Source organism: Neorhizobium sp. 05N33 (assembly GCF_056397445.1).
This window is the reverse complement of the sequence record NZ_JBFTNK010000005.1, coordinates 307,326-324,519: the sequence shown is the minus strand read 5'-3', so window position 1 is coordinate 324,519 and position 17,194 is coordinate 307,326. Positions and strand designations below refer to the sequence as shown.

11 protein-coding genes are annotated in these 17,194 nt (G+C 62.2%); 5 read left to right on the top strand and 6 right to left on the bottom strand.

Features of this window, described 5'->3' with window-relative positions; all coding sequences use genetic code 11:
* Positions 1-10: 10 nt before the first annotated feature.
* Both AC1DLT_RS16340 and AC1DLT_RS16335 read right to left on the bottom strand, forming a co-directional pair.
* Positions 11-2,356 (bottom strand): xanthine dehydrogenase family protein molybdopterin-binding subunit, encoded by a 2,346-nt coding sequence (locus tag AC1DLT_RS16340; protein WP_477487410.1) that lies wholly within the window; start codon positions 2,354-2,356, stop codon positions 11-13.
* Between the two features lie 119 nt (positions 2,357-2,475).
* Complete coding sequence (locus AC1DLT_RS16335; protein ID WP_038546429.1) at positions 2,476-2,964, bottom strand: (2Fe-2S)-binding protein; 489 nt, start codon at positions 2,962-2,964, stop codon at positions 2,476-2,478.
* Positions 2,965-3,276: 312 nt separating this feature from the next.
* Here AC1DLT_RS16335 and AC1DLT_RS16330 point away from each other — a divergent pair, with 312 nt between their 5' ends.
* From AC1DLT_RS16330 to AC1DLT_RS16310, 5 genes are all read left to right on the top strand, one after another.
* The gene (locus tag AC1DLT_RS16330; RefSeq protein WP_038546432.1) at positions 3,277-3,540 is read left to right on the top strand and encodes a glycine zipper domain-containing protein; all 264 of its coding nucleotides are present in this window, start codon (positions 3,277-3,279) and stop codon (positions 3,538-3,540) included.
* 178 nt (positions 3,541-3,718) lie between these two features.
* Positions 3,719-5,644, top strand: coding sequence for an autotransporter assembly complex protein TamA (locus AC1DLT_RS16325; protein ID WP_477487409.1), 1,926 nt, complete (start codon positions 3,719-3,721; stop codon positions 5,642-5,644).
* A gap of 27 nt (positions 5,645-5,671) precedes the next feature.
* On the top strand, positions 5,672-10,165 hold the full coding sequence (locus AC1DLT_RS16320) for a translocation/assembly module TamB domain-containing protein (RefSeq protein WP_038546439.1): 4,494 nt from the start codon (positions 5,672-5,674) through the stop codon (positions 10,163-10,165).
* 406 nt (positions 10,166-10,571) lie between these two features.
* A complete protein-coding gene (locus AC1DLT_RS16315; protein WP_477487408.1) occupies positions 10,572-12,359 on the top strand; it encodes a methyl-accepting chemotaxis protein in 1,788 nt (595 codons plus the stop codon).
* Complete coding sequence (locus AC1DLT_RS16310) at positions 12,359-12,838, top strand: chemotaxis protein CheW (RefSeq protein WP_038546443.1); 480 nt, start codon at positions 12,359-12,361, stop codon at positions 12,836-12,838. The genes AC1DLT_RS16315 and AC1DLT_RS16310 overlap by 1 nt, the downstream gene beginning before the upstream one ends.
* Before the next feature lie 138 nt (positions 12,839-12,976).
* Here AC1DLT_RS16310 and AC1DLT_RS16305 read toward each other — a convergent pair whose 3' ends face one another.
* The 4 genes from AC1DLT_RS16305 to fdhD form a co-directional block, all read right to left on the bottom strand.
* Positions 12,977-14,026, bottom strand: a complete 1,050-nt coding sequence (locus tag AC1DLT_RS16305) for an aldo/keto reductase (RefSeq protein ID WP_477487407.1) — start codon at positions 14,024-14,026, stop codon at positions 12,977-12,979.
* A gap of 239 nt (positions 14,027-14,265) precedes the next feature.
* Entirely contained in the window at positions 14,266-15,924 is a 1,659-nt protein-coding gene (locus AC1DLT_RS16300; RefSeq protein ID WP_038546450.1) for an OFA family MFS transporter, read from the bottom strand.
* Between the two features lie 75 nt (positions 15,925-15,999).
* A complete protein-coding gene (locus tag AC1DLT_RS16295) occupies positions 16,000-16,359 on the bottom strand; it encodes a formate dehydrogenase subunit delta (protein WP_477487406.1) in 360 nt (119 codons plus the stop codon).
* Positions 16,349-17,176, bottom strand: a complete 828-nt coding sequence (gene fdhD / locus AC1DLT_RS16290) for a formate dehydrogenase accessory sulfurtransferase FdhD (RefSeq protein WP_247137208.1) — start codon at positions 17,174-17,176, stop codon at positions 16,349-16,351. Before fdhD ends, AC1DLT_RS16295 begins: the two co-directional genes overlap by 11 nt.
* Between the last annotated feature and the right edge of the window lie 18 nt (positions 17,177-17,194).

Here is a 17,194-nt window from a genome sequence, read left to right as displayed (position 1 = left end):
TCTGTTCTCCTCAGTGAGCCGGATGCAGTGCCTGCCAGACCTTCATCGGGGTCGCCGGCATGGTGAGCTTGTTGTGGCCGATCGCGTCGGTAATGGCGTTGATTAGCGCCGGCGGCGAACCGATGGCACCCGCCTCGCCGCAGCCCTTGATGCCGAGCGGATTGCCCGGGCAAGGCGTGTTCTGGTGCGACAGCTTGAACGACGGCAGGTCGTCGGCGCGCGGCATGGCATAATCCATGTAGCTTGCCGTCAGAAGCTGGCCGTTCTCGTCGTACTGCACGTTCTCGAGCAGAGCCTGGCCAATGCCCTGGGCAATGCCGCCATGCACCTGGCCCTCGACGATCATCGGGTTGATGATGTTGCCGAAGTCGTCCGCCGCGACAAACTGGACGATATCCGTCTCGCCGGTATCCGGATCGATCTCCACCTCGGCAATGTAGCAGCCGGCCGGGAAGGTGAAGTTGGAGGGATCGTAGAAGGCCGTTTCCTTCAAGCCCGGCTCCATGCCCGAAGGCAGGTTATGGGCGGTGTAGGAGGCGAGCGCCACCTGGAACCACGGCACCGACTTGTCGGTGCCTGCGACCTTGAGCTCGCCGTTCTCAATGACGATATCCTCCTCGGAGGCTTCCATCAGGTGCGCGGCAATCTTCTTCGCCTTAGCCTCGACCTTGTCGAGTGCCTTGACGACCGCCGACATGCCGACCGCGCCGGAGCGTGAGCCGTAGGTGCCCATGCCCATCTGCACCTTGTCGGTATCGCCATGGACGATGTTGATGCTTTCGATTGGCACGCCGAGACGGCCGGCGACGAGCTGCGCGAAGGTCGTTTCATGGCCCTGGCCGTGACTGTGGGAGCCGGTCAGCACCTCGATCGTACCGACGGCGTTGACCCGCACTTCCGCCGATTCCCACAAGCCGACGCCGGCGCCGAGCGAACCGACCGCTGCCGACGGCGCAATGCCGCAGGCCTCGATATAGCAGCTCATGCCGATGCCGCGCTTTTTGCCTTTGGCTTCGGATTGCGACCGCCGGGCGGCAAAACCGTTCCAGTCGGCGGCCTGCATCGCGGCATTCAGCGAGGCTTCGTAATCGCCCGCGTCATAGTTCATGATGACCGGTGTCTGGTGGGGGAAGGTGCGGATGAAATTCGCCCGGCGCAGTTCCGCCGGCGAGACGCCGAGTTCACGCGCGGCCGTCTCCATGGTCCGTTCCAGGAGATACGTCGCTTCCGGACGACCGGCGCCGCGATAGGCGTCGACCGGCACCGTATTGGTATAGACGGTTCGGACATTGGCATGGATCGCCGGAATATCGTACTGGCCGGACAGAAGGGTCGCATAGAGATAGGTCGGCACGGCCGAGGAGAACAGCGACATATAGGCGCCGAGATTGGCGATCGTATCGACCTTCAGCGCCGTGATCCGGTTGTTGGCGTCGAAGGCCATCTTCACCTTCGAGACGTGGTCGCGGCCATGGGCGTCGGTCAGAAAGGCCTCGGTGCGGTCCGATGTCCATTTCACCGGCACGCCGGTCTTCTTCGACGCCCAGAGACAGATGATCTCTTCCGGGTAGATATAGATCTTCGAACCGAAACCGCCGCCGACATCAGGCGCAATGACGCGCAGCTTGTTTTCGGGCGCCACATTATAAAAGGCACTCATCACCAGTCGCGCCACATGCGGGTTTTGACTGGTCGTGTAGCAGGTATAGTGATCTTCCGCCGTATCGTAGATGCCGAGCGTGGCGCGCGGCTCCATCGGGTTAGGCGACAGGCGGTTGTTGAGGATCTCGATTTCGGTGACATGCGCAGCCGCTGCAATCGCCTTGTCCACCGCATCCGGCTCACCGATCTGCCAGTCGAAAATCAGGTTGCCGGGCGCTTCCGGATGGATCTGCGGCGCGCCGGAGGCAAGTGCCGCGACGGCCTCGACCACAGCCGGCAACTGCTCGTAATCGACGACCACGGCTTCCGCGGCATCGCGGGCTTCACCAGAGGAGTCGGCAACCACGATCGCGATCGCATCGCCCACATAGCGCACGGTATCGACGGCGAGCGGATGCCAGGCGCCCATCTTCATCGGCGTTCCGTCCTTCGAATGGATCATCCAGCCGCAGATGAGATTGCCGATGCCATCCGCCTGCAGCTGCTTGCCGTCGAGCACGTCGATGACGCCCGGCATGGCTTTCGCCGCGGTCGCATCGATGTTCCTGATCTTCGCATGTGCATAAGGACTGCGGACAAAATAGGCATATTTCATGCCGGGGACGGTCATGTCGTCCGTGTAACGGCCCTTGCCGGTCAGAAAACGCTTGTCCTCTTTGCGAGTAACGCGTGCACCGATTCCTTCAACACCCATGTTCATCTCCTCCCGAGATGGTGATTGGTTTTGGTTAGTGAGTAGGAATTAGTCGGCAGTGAGCGGTTCAAGAGCGGAAACGCCGTGTGAACCGCTGCTCACTAACGACTACTGACCACTCACTCCGCGGCCTGCCGGCTGCCAGCCATTTCGGCATCGGCGGCAAGGATCGCCTTGACGATGTTGTGGTAGCCGGTGCAACGACAGATATTGCCTTCGAGCCCGGCACGGACTGTCTCTTCGGTCAGCGTCCCGCCTTCGCGGTTGATCAGGTCGACTGCCGTCATCACCATGCCGGGCGTGCAGAAGCCGCATTGCAGGCCATGATGCTCCTTGAAGGCCGCTTGAACCGGATGCAATTCGCCCTGGCCGGCGAGACCCTCGATCGTCGTGATCGTCGAGCCGGATGCCTGCACCGCCAGGATCGAACAGCTCTTCACCGAATGGCCGTCCATATGAACGACGCAGGCGCCGCACTGGGTCGTATCGCAGCCCACATGCGTGCCCGTCAGACCAAGTTTTTCGCGGATGAAATGCACGAGCAGGGTGCGGTCCTCGCACTCGCCGCTCATCGCGCGGCCGTTCACGGTCAGCGTCACTTTCGTCATATGATCCTCCTCATGTCCCTCCCGGACATGCCCGACATCATTTGCTTTTTTACTTAGGGGATCAACCGCTACTTTCTACGGAAACGGCAATAATTTGACCGGCCACCGGTCAAGCCATCGTCCTCCGATCTTCTCGGATTTCGAGTAACTATCGACAATTCAAACAAAATCGGCGCTTAAAAATATTGAGGTCATATGGACTCTTGTGCGCCGCGACCTATTGTTCCCATTGATGGCTGTTGAATTGACCCGCGGAAACGTTCGGAGTCTGCGAGACGGCCGGGCAAAACAAAGAACAAACAGGAGGATCTCATGAGAAAAGCCTTGGTGCTTTTGATGGTCGGCGCTTCGCTCGCGAGCTGCACGGCAACTGAACAGGGCGCCGGCATCGGCGCAGCATCCGGCGCCGTGATCGGCGGCCTCGCCACCGGCAACGTCCGCGGCGCAGCCGTAGGTGCTGCGATCGGGGGCGTTTCCGGTGCCTTGATCGGCTCTGTCGCCGAACAGCCGGGTCAATGTTACTACCGCGACCGGTATGGCCGCCGCTATATCGACAGCTGCCCGCGCCGTTACTGATAACCGCGTGGATTGCAGAAAAAACTGTGGCCCCGGAGCACTCTCCGGGGCTTTTTCTGTCATGAAATCATTGCGAAGAGCGATCGGGGGTACCCGGCTTCGTCTTTTGCAGTTAGATAGTTCGCTTCGTCGGACGCTATGACGGCTTCCAGCCGGGGGAATCCACAGCAGTTTGCGTATGCGGAACGAAAACACTGGGCGGACAGAAAAACGGAGGTTGAGGGGGGCAGGCGCAGCTGCGATGCTTGCCGCTATACTTCTTGTTTCCCCGCCGCTTTCCGGCAAGGCTTACGCCTTTAAACTCTTTGGCATCACCCTGTTCGGCGGCGATGAAGACAAGGTCGAGGTCATCGATCCCGTCCGTTACGATGCGACGCTCCAAACCGGCAGCGCCGATAAGGATCTCAAGAAGCGCCTCGAATCGGCGGCTTCCCTGATCACGGACGAAAAACAGCCGGTCTCGGGCGACCTCGGGGTGATCATCAAGGCACGCGAGGACCGCGACCGATTGATCGCCGTGCTTTACGAAGAGGCCCGTTACGGCGGCACCGTCAACATCTCCGTCGCCGGCACCGATATCGACCGCCTGCCGCCTAACCCCATATTCGACCACGCGGCGCCCGTGCCGGTCACCGTCAGCATTGATCCCGGCCCGGTTTTCAAGCTCGGCTCGGTTCGTTTCGAAGGCGATGCCGCCGGCCACGATCCGGGAAAATACGATCTCGTTGCCGGCGGAAAGGCGGGTTCGCGGCTGATCCTCAAAGCGGGCGAACAGCTTCTGGTCGATCTGAAGAACGAAGGACGACCGCTCGCGAAACTGACCCGTCGGCAGGTGACAGCCGATCATCGCACCGACACGATCGACGTCGTGCTCGGTGCCGTCGGCGGTCCGGTCGCGCCGTTCGGCACCGTCGCCGTCAAGGGATCGCGCACCGTCGATGCCGCCTTCATCAGCCGTTATTCGCGGCTCGACAAACACGGACAGTATTCGCCCGAGCAGTTGAAGAAGGCGAACGACCGCCTGCGCGAACTCGGCGTCTTTTCGAGTGTGACGATCCACGAGGCGGAGAAGCTTGCACCGGACGGTTCGTTGCCCCTGACAATCGAGGTATCGGAAGGCAAGCACCGCTATTTCGGCTTCGGCGCCGAATATTCCTCAATCGACGGCGCCGGTCTCGAAGGATACTGGGGCCACCGCAACCTCTTCGGGGAAGCCGAGTCGCTGCGCATCGAAGGCAAGGTGTCCGGCATCGGCGCGACAACCGACGTCACCACCTTCGACTATTCCGCCGGCATCATCTTTACCAAGCCCGGCGCTTTCGTGCCGGAAGCGACCTTCGAGTCCCGCCTGGAAGCCAAGAGCGAGACGCCTGACGTCTACGAGGCGCAGACCATCATCTATTCGGCCGGCATCACCTATGAGCTGAACGAGACCGACAAGCTTAAGGGCGGTGGGGAAATCGCCTATATCGATGCCGACGATGCCTTCGGCAACAATCAATATCTCACCCTCAGCCTGCCGATCAGCTTCGAGCGCGACGCGCGCGACAACAAGCTCGACCCGACCAAGGGATATTACGCGACGCTGTCGGCCAAGCCGAGCTACGAGCTGATGGACGGCACGATCTTCTCGTCGTTCGAGGGCTCGATCTCGGGTTATCTCGGCCTCGGGCAAGAGGATCGGATCGTGCTGGCTGCCCGTCTGGCCGCTGGAACACTGGTCGGCGGAAGCGACCTTGAAAGAATCCCGGCGACACGCAGATTCTTCGCCGGCGGCGGCGGATCGGTGCGCGGTTACGCCTATCGGGAAATCTCGCCCTATAACAGCGCCGATGAAGCCACGGGCGGGCGTTCTTATACGCTGGGATCTTTCGAAGTGAGGGTAAAAGTGTCAGAAAATATAGGCATTGTACCTTTTGTCGACATTGGTACGGTATCGACCGGAATCGTGCCCGATTTTTCTGATATACGTGCTGGCGCAGGGATCGGCGTGAGATATGCCACGCCTTTTGGACCGCTGAGATTGGACGTTGCAATTCCGTTGCAGCGCTATGACGGCGGTAGCCAGTACGGTATCTATGCGGGCATAGGACAGGCATTCTGAAAGGCAGTGAAGGGTAGCGTTTAAGGCATGATGCTGATGGTACGCCTGTTGAAATGGATCTTGAAGGCCGCGCTTGGCGTGGTCGCGATCCTGTTCGTCATGGCCCTGGGCGTTGTCCTTTTCGTCGCCCTCACCCCGGTCGGCGGACGCGTTGCCGCGGACCGGATTTCCGCCATCGTCTCCACGCCTGACCGCGGCATCTCTTTCACGCGGCCGGAAGGCCTTCTGACGGGCGATCTGCGTATCGATGCCCTCACGTTGTCCGACGACATGGGCCCCTATGCCCAGATCGGCGGCATCAAGATCGACTGGTCGCCGACATCCCTGGTGACCGGTGTTTTCCGCGCCGAGCACATTTCCGCGGACACCGTCAATTTCATCCGTGCGCCGCGGCCGCCGAAAGCGCCCGCGACGACGCAGACGACCAACTCCTCCGGGTCGCCGTTGCCCGTCGGTATCCGCGTCGCGCAGATCGACCTGCCGGACATCAATCTCTCCCAGGCACTTTCGGGACGGGATTTCTCACTTTCGGTGAAGGGATCGATCGATGCGACCGGACCTGACATTTCGCTCGACCTGCAGGCAACCCGCAAGGACGAGCCGGATGCCAGGGCATCTGCCGACGTGGTCTACGCGCCGTCCGAAAATCGCCTGACGCTCAAGGCTGCCGTGTCCGAGCCGCAGGGTGGCCTGCTCGCCCGGGTTCTGCGTCTACCCGGCACCCCGGCGGTCCAGCTCGCCCTCGATGGCGAAGGACCTCTTTCCGACTGGGCCGGCAAGTTGCAGGGCAGCGTCGGCGGCACTCCCGTCATCTCGGTCGATGGCAAGCATATGCTGGTCGCAAACGGCAGGCACAGAGTGGAGGTGACCGGCGGCGGTCAGCTCTCGACGCTTCTCCCGCCCGCCTTTCGTCCGCTGTTCGGCGGCACGACCGATATCAACATCGCCGCAGTCTATGCGCCTTCCGGCCGCGTGGATATCGAACGCGGTGATCTCACCTCCGGAGCCGTGAAGATCGCTGCCAAGGGGGCCTGGGACCAGACGGGCGACAACAGCCTCACCGCCAGCCTCAACGGCGTAAAGGGTCCGGTCGACTTCGTCTGGCCGATCAACGGGCAGGAGAGCCGCTTCTCCTTCGAAAGCATCAACTTTACGCTGACCGGAGCGGCCGCCTCGGCGCGCTTCAACGCGACGGCAGCACTCAGCGCCGCGGAACTGCCGCAGGGGCGCTTCGGCCAGATCCGCCTGCAGGCGGAAAGCGAAGATCTGAACCTCATCAACCGCTCCGGCAGCATCCGCAGCCGCTTCACTGTGGCTCGCACGCATTTCACCAATGACGACCTCGACCGGGTGATCCGCGGGCCGGTGACGCTCGATGCGCCGCTAAGGCTGGCGCCGCCGGCGATCGGCCTCGATGCGGCGACCTTCGACAGCGGCAATGTGAACGGCACGCTGTCCGGCGCCTATGATATGTCGAAGCAGGCCGTCACCGGCAATTTCCGGGTTTTCGCCAATCCCGCCGTTCTGCCGCCGGGGCTGGTTTCGAAATTCGACGGCAAGCTGTCCGCCGAAGGTTATGTCAACATGGTGAGCGGCGGTCGCGTCAGCCTCGAGAACTTCGTGATGCGGTCGAACGCGATCGAGGCGCATGGCAACATGCTGCTCGAAAACCAGACCGTCACCGGCCGCCTCGCCGGCCGCGTGCCGGATCTCAAGCGCTGGCTGCCCGAGGCCGAAGGTGCCGCAGGTTTCGATATTTCCGCCAAGGGGCCGCTCGCCGCAATGGGCGTCAGGGCCGTGGTCAATTCCGCCGACGCTCGGCTGGTCGGCCGCAAGCTCCAGGACATGAGCTTCATCCTCGAAGGCACCGCCGATCCGAACGCTCCCAAGGGCAAGCTGACCGGCACGGGTTCGCTCGATGGCCAGCCGATCCGCGTCAATGCCGACGTCGCCTCCGTCCAGGGCCGCACCAGCGCGCCGGCGATCACCGCCGAGATCGGCCCGAACAAGCTCTCCGGCGCCCTGAACTTCTCCCCTGCCTTCCTGCCGGAAGGCCAGCTCACCTTCGATTTCCCGGATGTCTCCCTGCTTGCGGCGCTCGCGGCCCAGCAGGCCCAGGGCGATCTCAAGGGAACGGTGATGTTCAGCAATACCGGCGGCAAGGCAGGCGCTGCGATCCGGGCATCCGGCAGTGCCCTTCGCCGCGGCACGATGGAGATCGCCCAGCCGAATATCGATCTTGCCATTCCCGACATCAAGGCGATCGCGGCCGAAGGCACCGTCCGCGCCACCCGCATCGGCGCCGGCTCGGTCGGCATCAACGACGTCAACCTCGGCGTCAGCCAGGGCGGCAACCGGACCAACTTCAACCTCGCCGCCCAATATGACAACGCACCCCTCACTGCGATCGGCGATATCCAGAGCGGTTCCGATATCTCGGTCGGCATCGAAAGCTTCACCGCCGCGCCCCGCAGCATCGCAGTCCGGCTTGCCGCGCCGACCCGCATTGCGGTCGCAAACGGCGGTGCGCGGCTTGCTGACCTCACCATCGCAACCGGCACCGGCAGCGTCACCGTCAACGGCACGGCTGGCTCGGCGCTGGACTTGACCGCCAATATCAAGGCCTTGCCCGCCAATCTCATCAACGCTTTTGTGCCCGCGATCAACGCTGCCGGCACGATTTCCGGCACGATCAACGCCACCGGCGCCGCATCTGCCCCTGCCATACGTTACGATTTAGAATGGAGTGATGCACAGCTTCGCCAGTCGCGCGACGCTGGCATCAGTCCGTTTCGAGTCCAAGCAAGCGGCAGCTTCGCCAACGGGACAGTCACATTAGACAAGACGCGGCTGACGGGCTCCGGCGGTCTCGACCTGTCCGCCGCGGGCAAGGTTATCCTCAAGGACGGCATTCCCGCGCTCGACATAAACGCCCGCGCCAATGCCGTGCCCGCCAGCCTGGTCAACGCCTTTGCGCCGGGCCTCGACGCCCGCGGCACGATTTCCGGCACGGTGACTACGACGGGAACCCCGCAAGCCCCGGCCGTCCGTTATGATCTGCGCTGGGCCGATGCCGGCGTCGCGCAGACCACCTCCGCCGGGGTCGCTGCCTTCAACATCACCGCCGGCGGCACGTTTCAGAACGGCACCGTCACCGTCGATACCCGCCTTTCGGGCGGTGGCGGCGTCTCGTTATCGGGCGGCGGCTCCGTCTCGCTTGCGGGCGAAAAGCCGCTCAATCTGAAATTCAGCGGGAAACTGCCCTTCTCCATCCTTGCAGGGCAGATGGCCGCTCAAGGGTTCGTGCTGGAAGGCACCGGCAATGTCGATCTTGCGATCGGCGGCACCGCGGCAGCGCCGGCGATCACCGGCACGGCATCCTCCTCCGGCGCCCGCCTGGTAGATGTTCGCCGTAACCTCGCCCTGACGGATCTCGCGGCCAATGTCGCCTTCGATGGCAAGAGCGCCAATATTTCGAGGCTCACGGCCAAGCTCTCGGGTGGCGGCACGGTCTCGGTCCAGGGCTCGGTCGGCATCACACCCGGCTCCGGATTTCCAGCCGATCTCAGGATCACGCTTGCTCAGGCATCCTATGCCGACGGCACGCTGTTTGCTGCAACCACCGACGGCGCCCTGACGATCACCGGCCCGCTGACCTCCGGCCCCATCCTCGGTGGCAAGGTAACGCTGACCAAGGCTGCTATTACCGTACCGGCCCGCCTGCCGACTTCGCTTTCCGCCATCGATATCCGCCACCGCAACGCACCGCCCGACGTGCTGCGGCAGATGGAAAAACTGCGCCCGAAGAGTGCCGGCGGCAGTTCGAACCCGATCGCGCTCAACCTCCAGATCAGTGCGCCGAACGGCATTTTCGTTCGCGGGCGAGGCATCGACGCCGAGCTCGGCGGCGACCTGACCGTGACGGGTACGGCGGTCGCGCCGGTCGTCGCCGGCGGCTTCCAGATGCGCCGCGGCCGTATCGTCATCCTCGCCAAACGGCTGGATTTTACCGATGGCGACATCACCTTCGGCGGCGGCCTGATCCCGGTTCTCAACATGGAAGCGAACACGACCTCCGCCGCGACGACGATCACGGTGAAAGTCACCGGCGTCGCCAACGACCCGACGATCGCATTCTCCTCCTCGCCCGCCCTGCCCCAGGACGAGGTTCTGGCGCGGCTGATCTTCGGCCAGTCGATGTCGCGGCTGTCACCGCTGCAGATCGCCCAGCTGGCCGACGCCGTCGCGCAACTCGCCGGCGGCGGCTCCACATCGCTGCTCGAAACGCTGCGCAACAATCTCGGTGTCGACGATCTCGATATCAACACCGATGCGACCGGCCAGACCACCGTTTCGGTCGGCCGCTACATCAACAACCGCACCTATATCCAGGTCGAACAGGGCGGCGAGGGCGGCGCCGAAGCGACGATCAACCTCGACGTCGGTCGCGGTGTGAAGCTCAAGGCCGGCGCCGGCACCGAAGGCGGCAAGGCCGGCATCTTTTATGAGCGCGAATACTAATCTCCCATATCCATTGGTTCCTGCTTGCTCGGGAGAAAAACCTGACCTCCGAGGACATCACATCGATCGGCGTACCTCCGCAAAACGCGTGCCTAGTCGCCCAGCGCCTGATATGCGGCCTAAGTTTATATTTAAAATATCGATCGAAATTACTTCTCGGAAGTCCCGAACATACATCGAAAGCTGGGGTTACTGCGGCACAAATACACATCATCCGGAATTTGACAAAACACAGAACAGATACGTATTTCCCCTGACTTGAGCCGAAAAGAATTATTGACCTTCCGTTAAGTCCTCAATGCTATTTTTAGCAGAACTCAGTGTCCCGGCGACGAGAGATTACCTCGTTAGGCGGCAGGCAAAATTGAGCGGTTCGGGACCTTACAGATGGGGGCAGGCAAGCCAGATGTCCATACTTTCACTTCCAGGTGCTGACGCGAAAGCAGTACTTGCAGCGCTCAATAAATCCCAGGCTATCATAGAGTTTGATTTGTCCGGAAAAGTCCTCACGGCCAACGAGAACTTCTGCAAGACGCTCGGCTACGCTCTTTCCGAGATCGTCGGCAAGCACCACAGCATGTTCTGCGATCCGGCCTATGTGAAGTCGCAGGCCTACAAGGATTTCTGGGCGCATCTCGGCAGCGGCAAATATGACGCGGCCGCCTACAAGCGCATCGGCAAGGGTGGTCGCGAGATCTGGATCCAGGCTTCCTACAATCCGGTGGCCTCGGGCGGCAAGCCTTACAAGGTCGTCAAATTCGCAACCGACATCACCGCCGCAAAACTCAAATCCGCCGAGGACGAAGGCAAGATCAACGCCATCTCGCGCACGCAGGCCATTATCGAGTTCACTCCCAATGGCGATGTCCTGACCGCCAACGAAAATTTCCTCGCCTGCCTCGGCTATCAACTTTCGGAAATCACCGGCAAACATCACAGCATGTTCTGCGAGCCGTCGTTCCGTGACAGCGCCGAATACCCGCAATTCTGGAAGAAGCTCGCCGGTGGCGAAGCGATTGCCGCCGAGTTCAAGCGCATCGGCAAAGGCGGCAAGGCTGCCTGGATCCAGGCGTCCTACAATCCGATCTTCGACGCCGACGGCCGGGTCTTCAAGGTGGTCAAGTTTGCGACAGATATCACCGAACGCGTCCGCGCGGTCGATGACATCGCCGATGGCCTGACGTCTCTTTCAAACGGCGACCTGACCATCCGCATCGAGAAGCCTTTCATTTCGACGCTTGAGCAGATCCGCCTCGATTTCAATGGAGCCATCACAACGCTGGCGGATGCCATGCGCACGGTCGGGGATAATGCCGAGGGGATTGCGGGCGGCTCCAGCGAGATTCGCCAGGCTTCCGACAGCCTTGCCAAGCGCACCGAGCAGCAGGCGGCGGCAGTCGAGGAGACCGCCGCGGCTCTTGAAGAAATCAGCCGCACCGTGATCGACAGCGCCAAGCGCGCCGAAGAAGCCGGCAGCCTCGTCTCGCATGCTAAAAAAAGCGCCGAACATTCCGGCGCCGTGGTCCGCAACGCGGTGAGTGCGATGGGCCAGATCGAGACGTCGTCCAGGGAAATCTCCAATATCATCGGCGTAATCGACGAGATTGCTTTCCAGACAAACCTCCTGGCGCTGAATGCCGGCGTCGAGGCGGCCCGAGCAGGCGAAGCCGGCAAGGGTTTTGCGGTTGTTGCCCAGGAAGTCCGCGAACTCGCGCAACGTTCCGCCAGTGCGGCCAAGGAGATCAAGACGCTGATCTCGACCTCTTCGGAACAGGTGAAGCGCGGCGTCGCGCTGGTCGGCGAAACCGGCAAGGCGCTTGATGAGATCATGTCTCAGGTGGACGAGATCAACGGCAATGTCGCAGCGATCGTCGAGGCGGCCCGCGAACAGTCGACGGGCATCAAGGAGATCAGCAAGGCCGTGAATTCCATGGACCAGAACACGCAGCAGAACGCTGCCATGGTCGAGGAAACGACCGCTGCCAGCCACAGCCTGGCGCGCGAAGCCGAAACCCTGCGGGATCTCCTGGGACGGTTTAGATTTGCGCAACATTCTTCGCGTAAGATTGAAATAGCGCGACCTGATGCACGACCCGTTGCATCGCCGGCACGCAAACTCATGGCAACGGTCGCGCGGACCACAACGGGTGCCGCCGCTGCCGCTCAGGCAACGGATAGTTGGGAAGAATTCTGATGGCTACGACGATCAACTCCACAAGCTACAGCGGCGAAACGCTGGAAATCATCGCCTTCCGTCTCCATGACCAGGAATTCTGCGTCAAGACGACGACGATCCGCGAAATTCGCGGATGGGCGCCTTCGACGCCGATCCCGCACGCCCCGGCCGATGTCATCGGCGTCATGAACCTTCGCGGTTCCGTGATCCCGATCATCGACCTTGCCTACAAGCTCGGCATGAAGAGCACGGTTGCCAACGAGCGCAGCGCCATCGTCGTCGCGGAAGTCCACAACATGGTCATCGGCATGCTCGTCGACCGCGTGTCGGACATCCTGACGATCCCTTCGAGCCAGGTTCAGCCGGTTCCGGAAATCTCCGCGTCCTTCGACAAGTCCTTCTCCGAAGGCATCATCGCCAACGAGAACGGCATGATCTGCTTCCTGAACCTTGCCAAGATGTTCAAGGGCACCGAGGCCGACGATCTGGCTGCCTGATTTCTGACAGGCGAGGCAAAGCACCTGCCACGCCTGCAGCACCACCTCAAGGCCAAGGCGGTTGGCTGGAAAGACCTCTAAGCCGTCACGTGACCTTGAAGCCCGCAGCGTTTGAACCGCCGCGGGCTTTTTTCATGATTATTCCTTTGGTTCGAAGGGAGCCGGCCGGCGTCCGGCAGCCTGGCGCGCCAGCATCCAGCCCGGATATTCCGGAGCAAGCGCGCTCACCTCGTCGAGTTTTGCCACATCCTCCGCGTCGAGCTTCAGCTTCACGGCCTTCAAGTTCTCTTCGAGTTGTTCCAGCCGCTTGGCACCGATGATGACACTCGTGACGAACGGTTTCGCCAGGATATAGGCCAGCGCCACTTCCGCGACGCTCGCGCCATGCCTAGCGCCGACCTCGCGCATGGCCGCGACGCAGGCCCACGCACGATCCTTGTCGACCGGCGGAAAATCGAAGTTGGCGCGGCGGCCTTCCCCGTTGCCTGGAGCGCCCGGACCGTATTTGCCGGAGAGCAGCCCGCCGGCAAGCGGCGACCAGACCATCAGGCCGAGCTTCTCCTCCTGCATCAGCGGCACGATATCCCGCTCCAGGTCGCGGCCGGCGATCGAATAATAGGCCTGTACCGTCTCGAAACGGGCGTAACCCTTGCGCTCGGAAATGCCGAGCGCTTTCGCCATCCGCCAGGCCGCCCAGTTGGAGAGGCCGATATAGCGAACGAGGCCGCGCGATACCAGATCGTCGAGCGCCCGCAGCGTCTCGTCGATCGGCGTTACCGTGTCGGTGCCATGGATCTGGTAGAGATCGATATGGTTCATCTGCAGCCGTTCGAGGCTCTGCTCCACCGAGTCCATGATATGGCCGCGGGAGGCGCCGCGATCGTTCGGCTTGTCGCCCATCTGGCCATGGAATTTCGTGGCGATGATCACGTCCTTGCGCGGCACGCCGAGGTTCTTGATCGCCTGACCGAGAATGACCTCTGACCGGCCCTGGGAATAAACATTCGCCGTGTCGATGAAATTGACGCCGGCGGCAAGCGAGCGCTCGACGATCTTGTCGGCGGCATCCTGATCGAGACCGGCGACCGCACTCCAGACGGCGCCCGTCTGGTTCTCGCCGAAGGTCATCGTGCCGAGGCAGAGTTCGGAGACGAAAAGACCTGTATTGCCCAATTGATTGTAGCGCATGGAGAACTCCCGTGTGCACTGAAGATATGAAGAGATAAAGCAGTCGCTGGAAGCCGGATCGGGCACGCGGGCGCGTGCGTTTCGCAAAGAATGCGAACTCGGGTTCCGGAAGGCAATCTAGCCCGGATTCGGCCGAGGTCAAGCGGAGCCGCCTCCGTTTTCATCCTCACATTTGCGTGCAAGGCAAAAAGAAAGGGCGGCTTCGACAAGCCGCCCCTCGTCATTCCTGTTGCCGAATGTCAGCCGAACAGCACCAGACTGCTCCGCAGCGTCACCCAGACGCCCCAGAGGAGCGGAATGCCGACCACGGCCCAGGCGATCGCCGCCTTGGCATCCAGCCCGCCGGTGCCGATGCCGAAGGAGCCGGTCGGACCGGCATTCGCGGCAGCCGTCTTTGCCTGCAGCGAAGCAACTTCGTGGTCCGACATGAACCATTTGTCGGCAAGCGGACGCACCAGCGCGTTGGCGACCAGACCCAACACCAGCATACCGGCAAGGATATACATCGTGCCGGTATAGAGCGCCGGTCCGGCGGGAACGCCAGCGGTGAGCTGCGCTTCGCGGATGTAGTTGACGACGACCGGCCCGAGGATGCCGGCGGTCGCCCATGCCGTCAGCAGGCGACCGTGGATCGCGCCGACGAACTGGGTGCCGAAGATATCCGCGAGATAGGCGGGGATGGTCGCAAAGCCGCCGCCATACATGGACAGGATGATGCCGAAGGCGAGTACGAAGAGCGCCTTGTTGCCCATGTCGGCAAGCGTCGGAGCAAGTGCGTAGAGCACGATGCCGAGAACGAAGAACGTATAATATGTGTTCTTGCGGCCGATCTTGTCGGAGAGCGACGCCCAGAAGAAGCGCCCGCCGATATTGAAGAGCGATAGAAGCCCGGCAAAGCCGGCGGCAATCGTGGCGATCTGTGCCTTCTGGCTCGCATCGAGCTGCGAGAAGGTCAGGTTCGGCAGGCCGATCAGCGATCCGGCGAAGATTTCCTGCAGCATCGGCGAGGCCATGCCGATAACGCCGATGCCAGCCGAAACGTTCAGGCAAAGCACCGCCCAGATCAGCCAGAACTGCTTGGTCTTGTGTGCGTCGCGCAGATGGACATGCCTGGCGGTGATCATCGTCGTCTTGGAGACCGGAGGCGTCCAGCCTTCGGGACGCCAGCCGGCCGGCGGGATGCGGTAACCAAAGGCGCCGCCCATCATGAAGCAGAAATAGATGACCGCCATGCAGATGAAGGTCTGCCAGACGCCGACCGAAGTACCGGTCTTGAAATAGTTCATCAGCAGGTTGGCAAGCGGAGCACCGATCATCGCGCCGCCTCCAAAGCCCATGATGGCCATGCCGGTCGCCATGCCGCGGCGGTCCGGGAACCATTTGATCAGCGTCGAGACCGGCGAGATATAGCCGAGACCGAGGCCAACACCGCCGATGACGCCGGCGCCGATCCACATCAGCCACAGCTGATGGGTCATGACGCCGATGGCCGCGACGATAATGCCGCCGCACCAGCAGCAGGCCGAGACGAAACCGGCCTTGCGCGGACCGACCCGTTCCAGCCAGCCGCCCCAGATCGCCGCCGAGCAACCGAGCAGCACGAAAAACAGCGTGTAAATCCACCCGAGGTCCGCGACACGCCAGTTGCAGCTTGTCGTGAACAGGGCCGAGATGAGGTTGAGGCTGGCGCAGGACGGGTCCTGCGTGGTACCTAGGGCGCGGGACAGCGGCAGCCAGAAGACGCTGAAGCCATATGCCATGCCGATGCAAAGGTGAATAGCCAAAGCTGCCGGCGGCACCAGCCAGCGATTGAAGCCCGGTTTTGCGATAATACGTTCCCTATCGAGGAGCCCGACATTGCCTGTCAGGCCCTCGTTCGTCGTGTCTGCAATTGCCATTAAAAAATATCCTCCCTCTGGATGACGGCTATGCTCTATTCCTCCTCCAGCCCCTCACTTGCCGGATGGATGAATTCATGCGGCGCTCTCCGGAATGCTCGGCTCGGACAGCGATTCTCCCTCAGCGGGCCCCTTGCCACCCGGCGCGCCCTGCCTCGCATCCTGGCCGACGCCGACACTCGACCCAACCTTGGCTTCCGGCCGGCGGATCAGCGTCGACGCCTCGACCACGAGCGGCAGCAGTCCCGCCCCGCCATTGTCGAGATGCTCGAAAAGATGCCGGCGCATGCGCGGCTCCCAGAACTTGTTGATATGCGTCGCAACGCCCTCCGCGCGGACACTTTCCGGCTGCGACAGAAAGAAGGTGGCGATCTGGTTGGCCATCCGGACCAGCTTGTCGAGCACCAGTTGCTCGGGGCTTTGGTCATGCGACATCGGCGACAACTCCAGTGGTTATGCGATCGGTACGCGTAAAAATCTCGAAATCCTCACCGCGGGTCAGCGCGATCAGGGTCATGCCCGCCGCCTCCGCCGTTCGGATGGCAAGTGCTGTCGGCGCGGAAATGGCGATCAGCACTGGACTGCCGAGGATCGCCGTTTTCTGCACCATCTCGACCGAAATCCGGCTGGTAACGACCACGACGCCCTCAGAACCCTTGAGGCCCTTGGCGATGACCGCTCCGGCAAGCTTGTCGAGCGCATTGTGGCGGCCGACATCCTCGCGCACGGCAACCAGTCCCTTGCCTGGCACGACGAAGCCGGCGCCGTGAACCGCATGGGTTTGCCGATGCAGCGGCTGCGCACTGTTGAGCGCCGCGACAGCTTCGCTCACCTCTTTCGGGCTGAGCGCCATCGTCACCGCGGAAACATCCGGTACCGGGCGCATGGCCTGCTCAATAGATTCGATGCCGCACAGTCCGCAACCGACCGGCCCAGCCATATGCCGCCGGCGGGCGCGCAACGCGTCTTCCTTATCCTCGGCAAGCGTCACCTGGACATCGAGACCGGCACCCTCCTCGACGACGGCGATGCTCTCGATCTCCGCAATAGACGCGATGATGCCTTCCGTCAGACTGAAACCGACCGCGAAATCCTCGAGATCGGCAGGCGTACCCATCATCACCGCATGGGTCGACCCGCCATAGGAAAAGGCGATCGCCACTTCTTCCGGAACCACCCGCGAGCCGGCGCGGGTCACGCCGTTACGGCGCGCGATCTCGGGGGCTGTGGCGGTGGTGTTGAATAAGGTCATCGAACGTCGGGGCAGGAA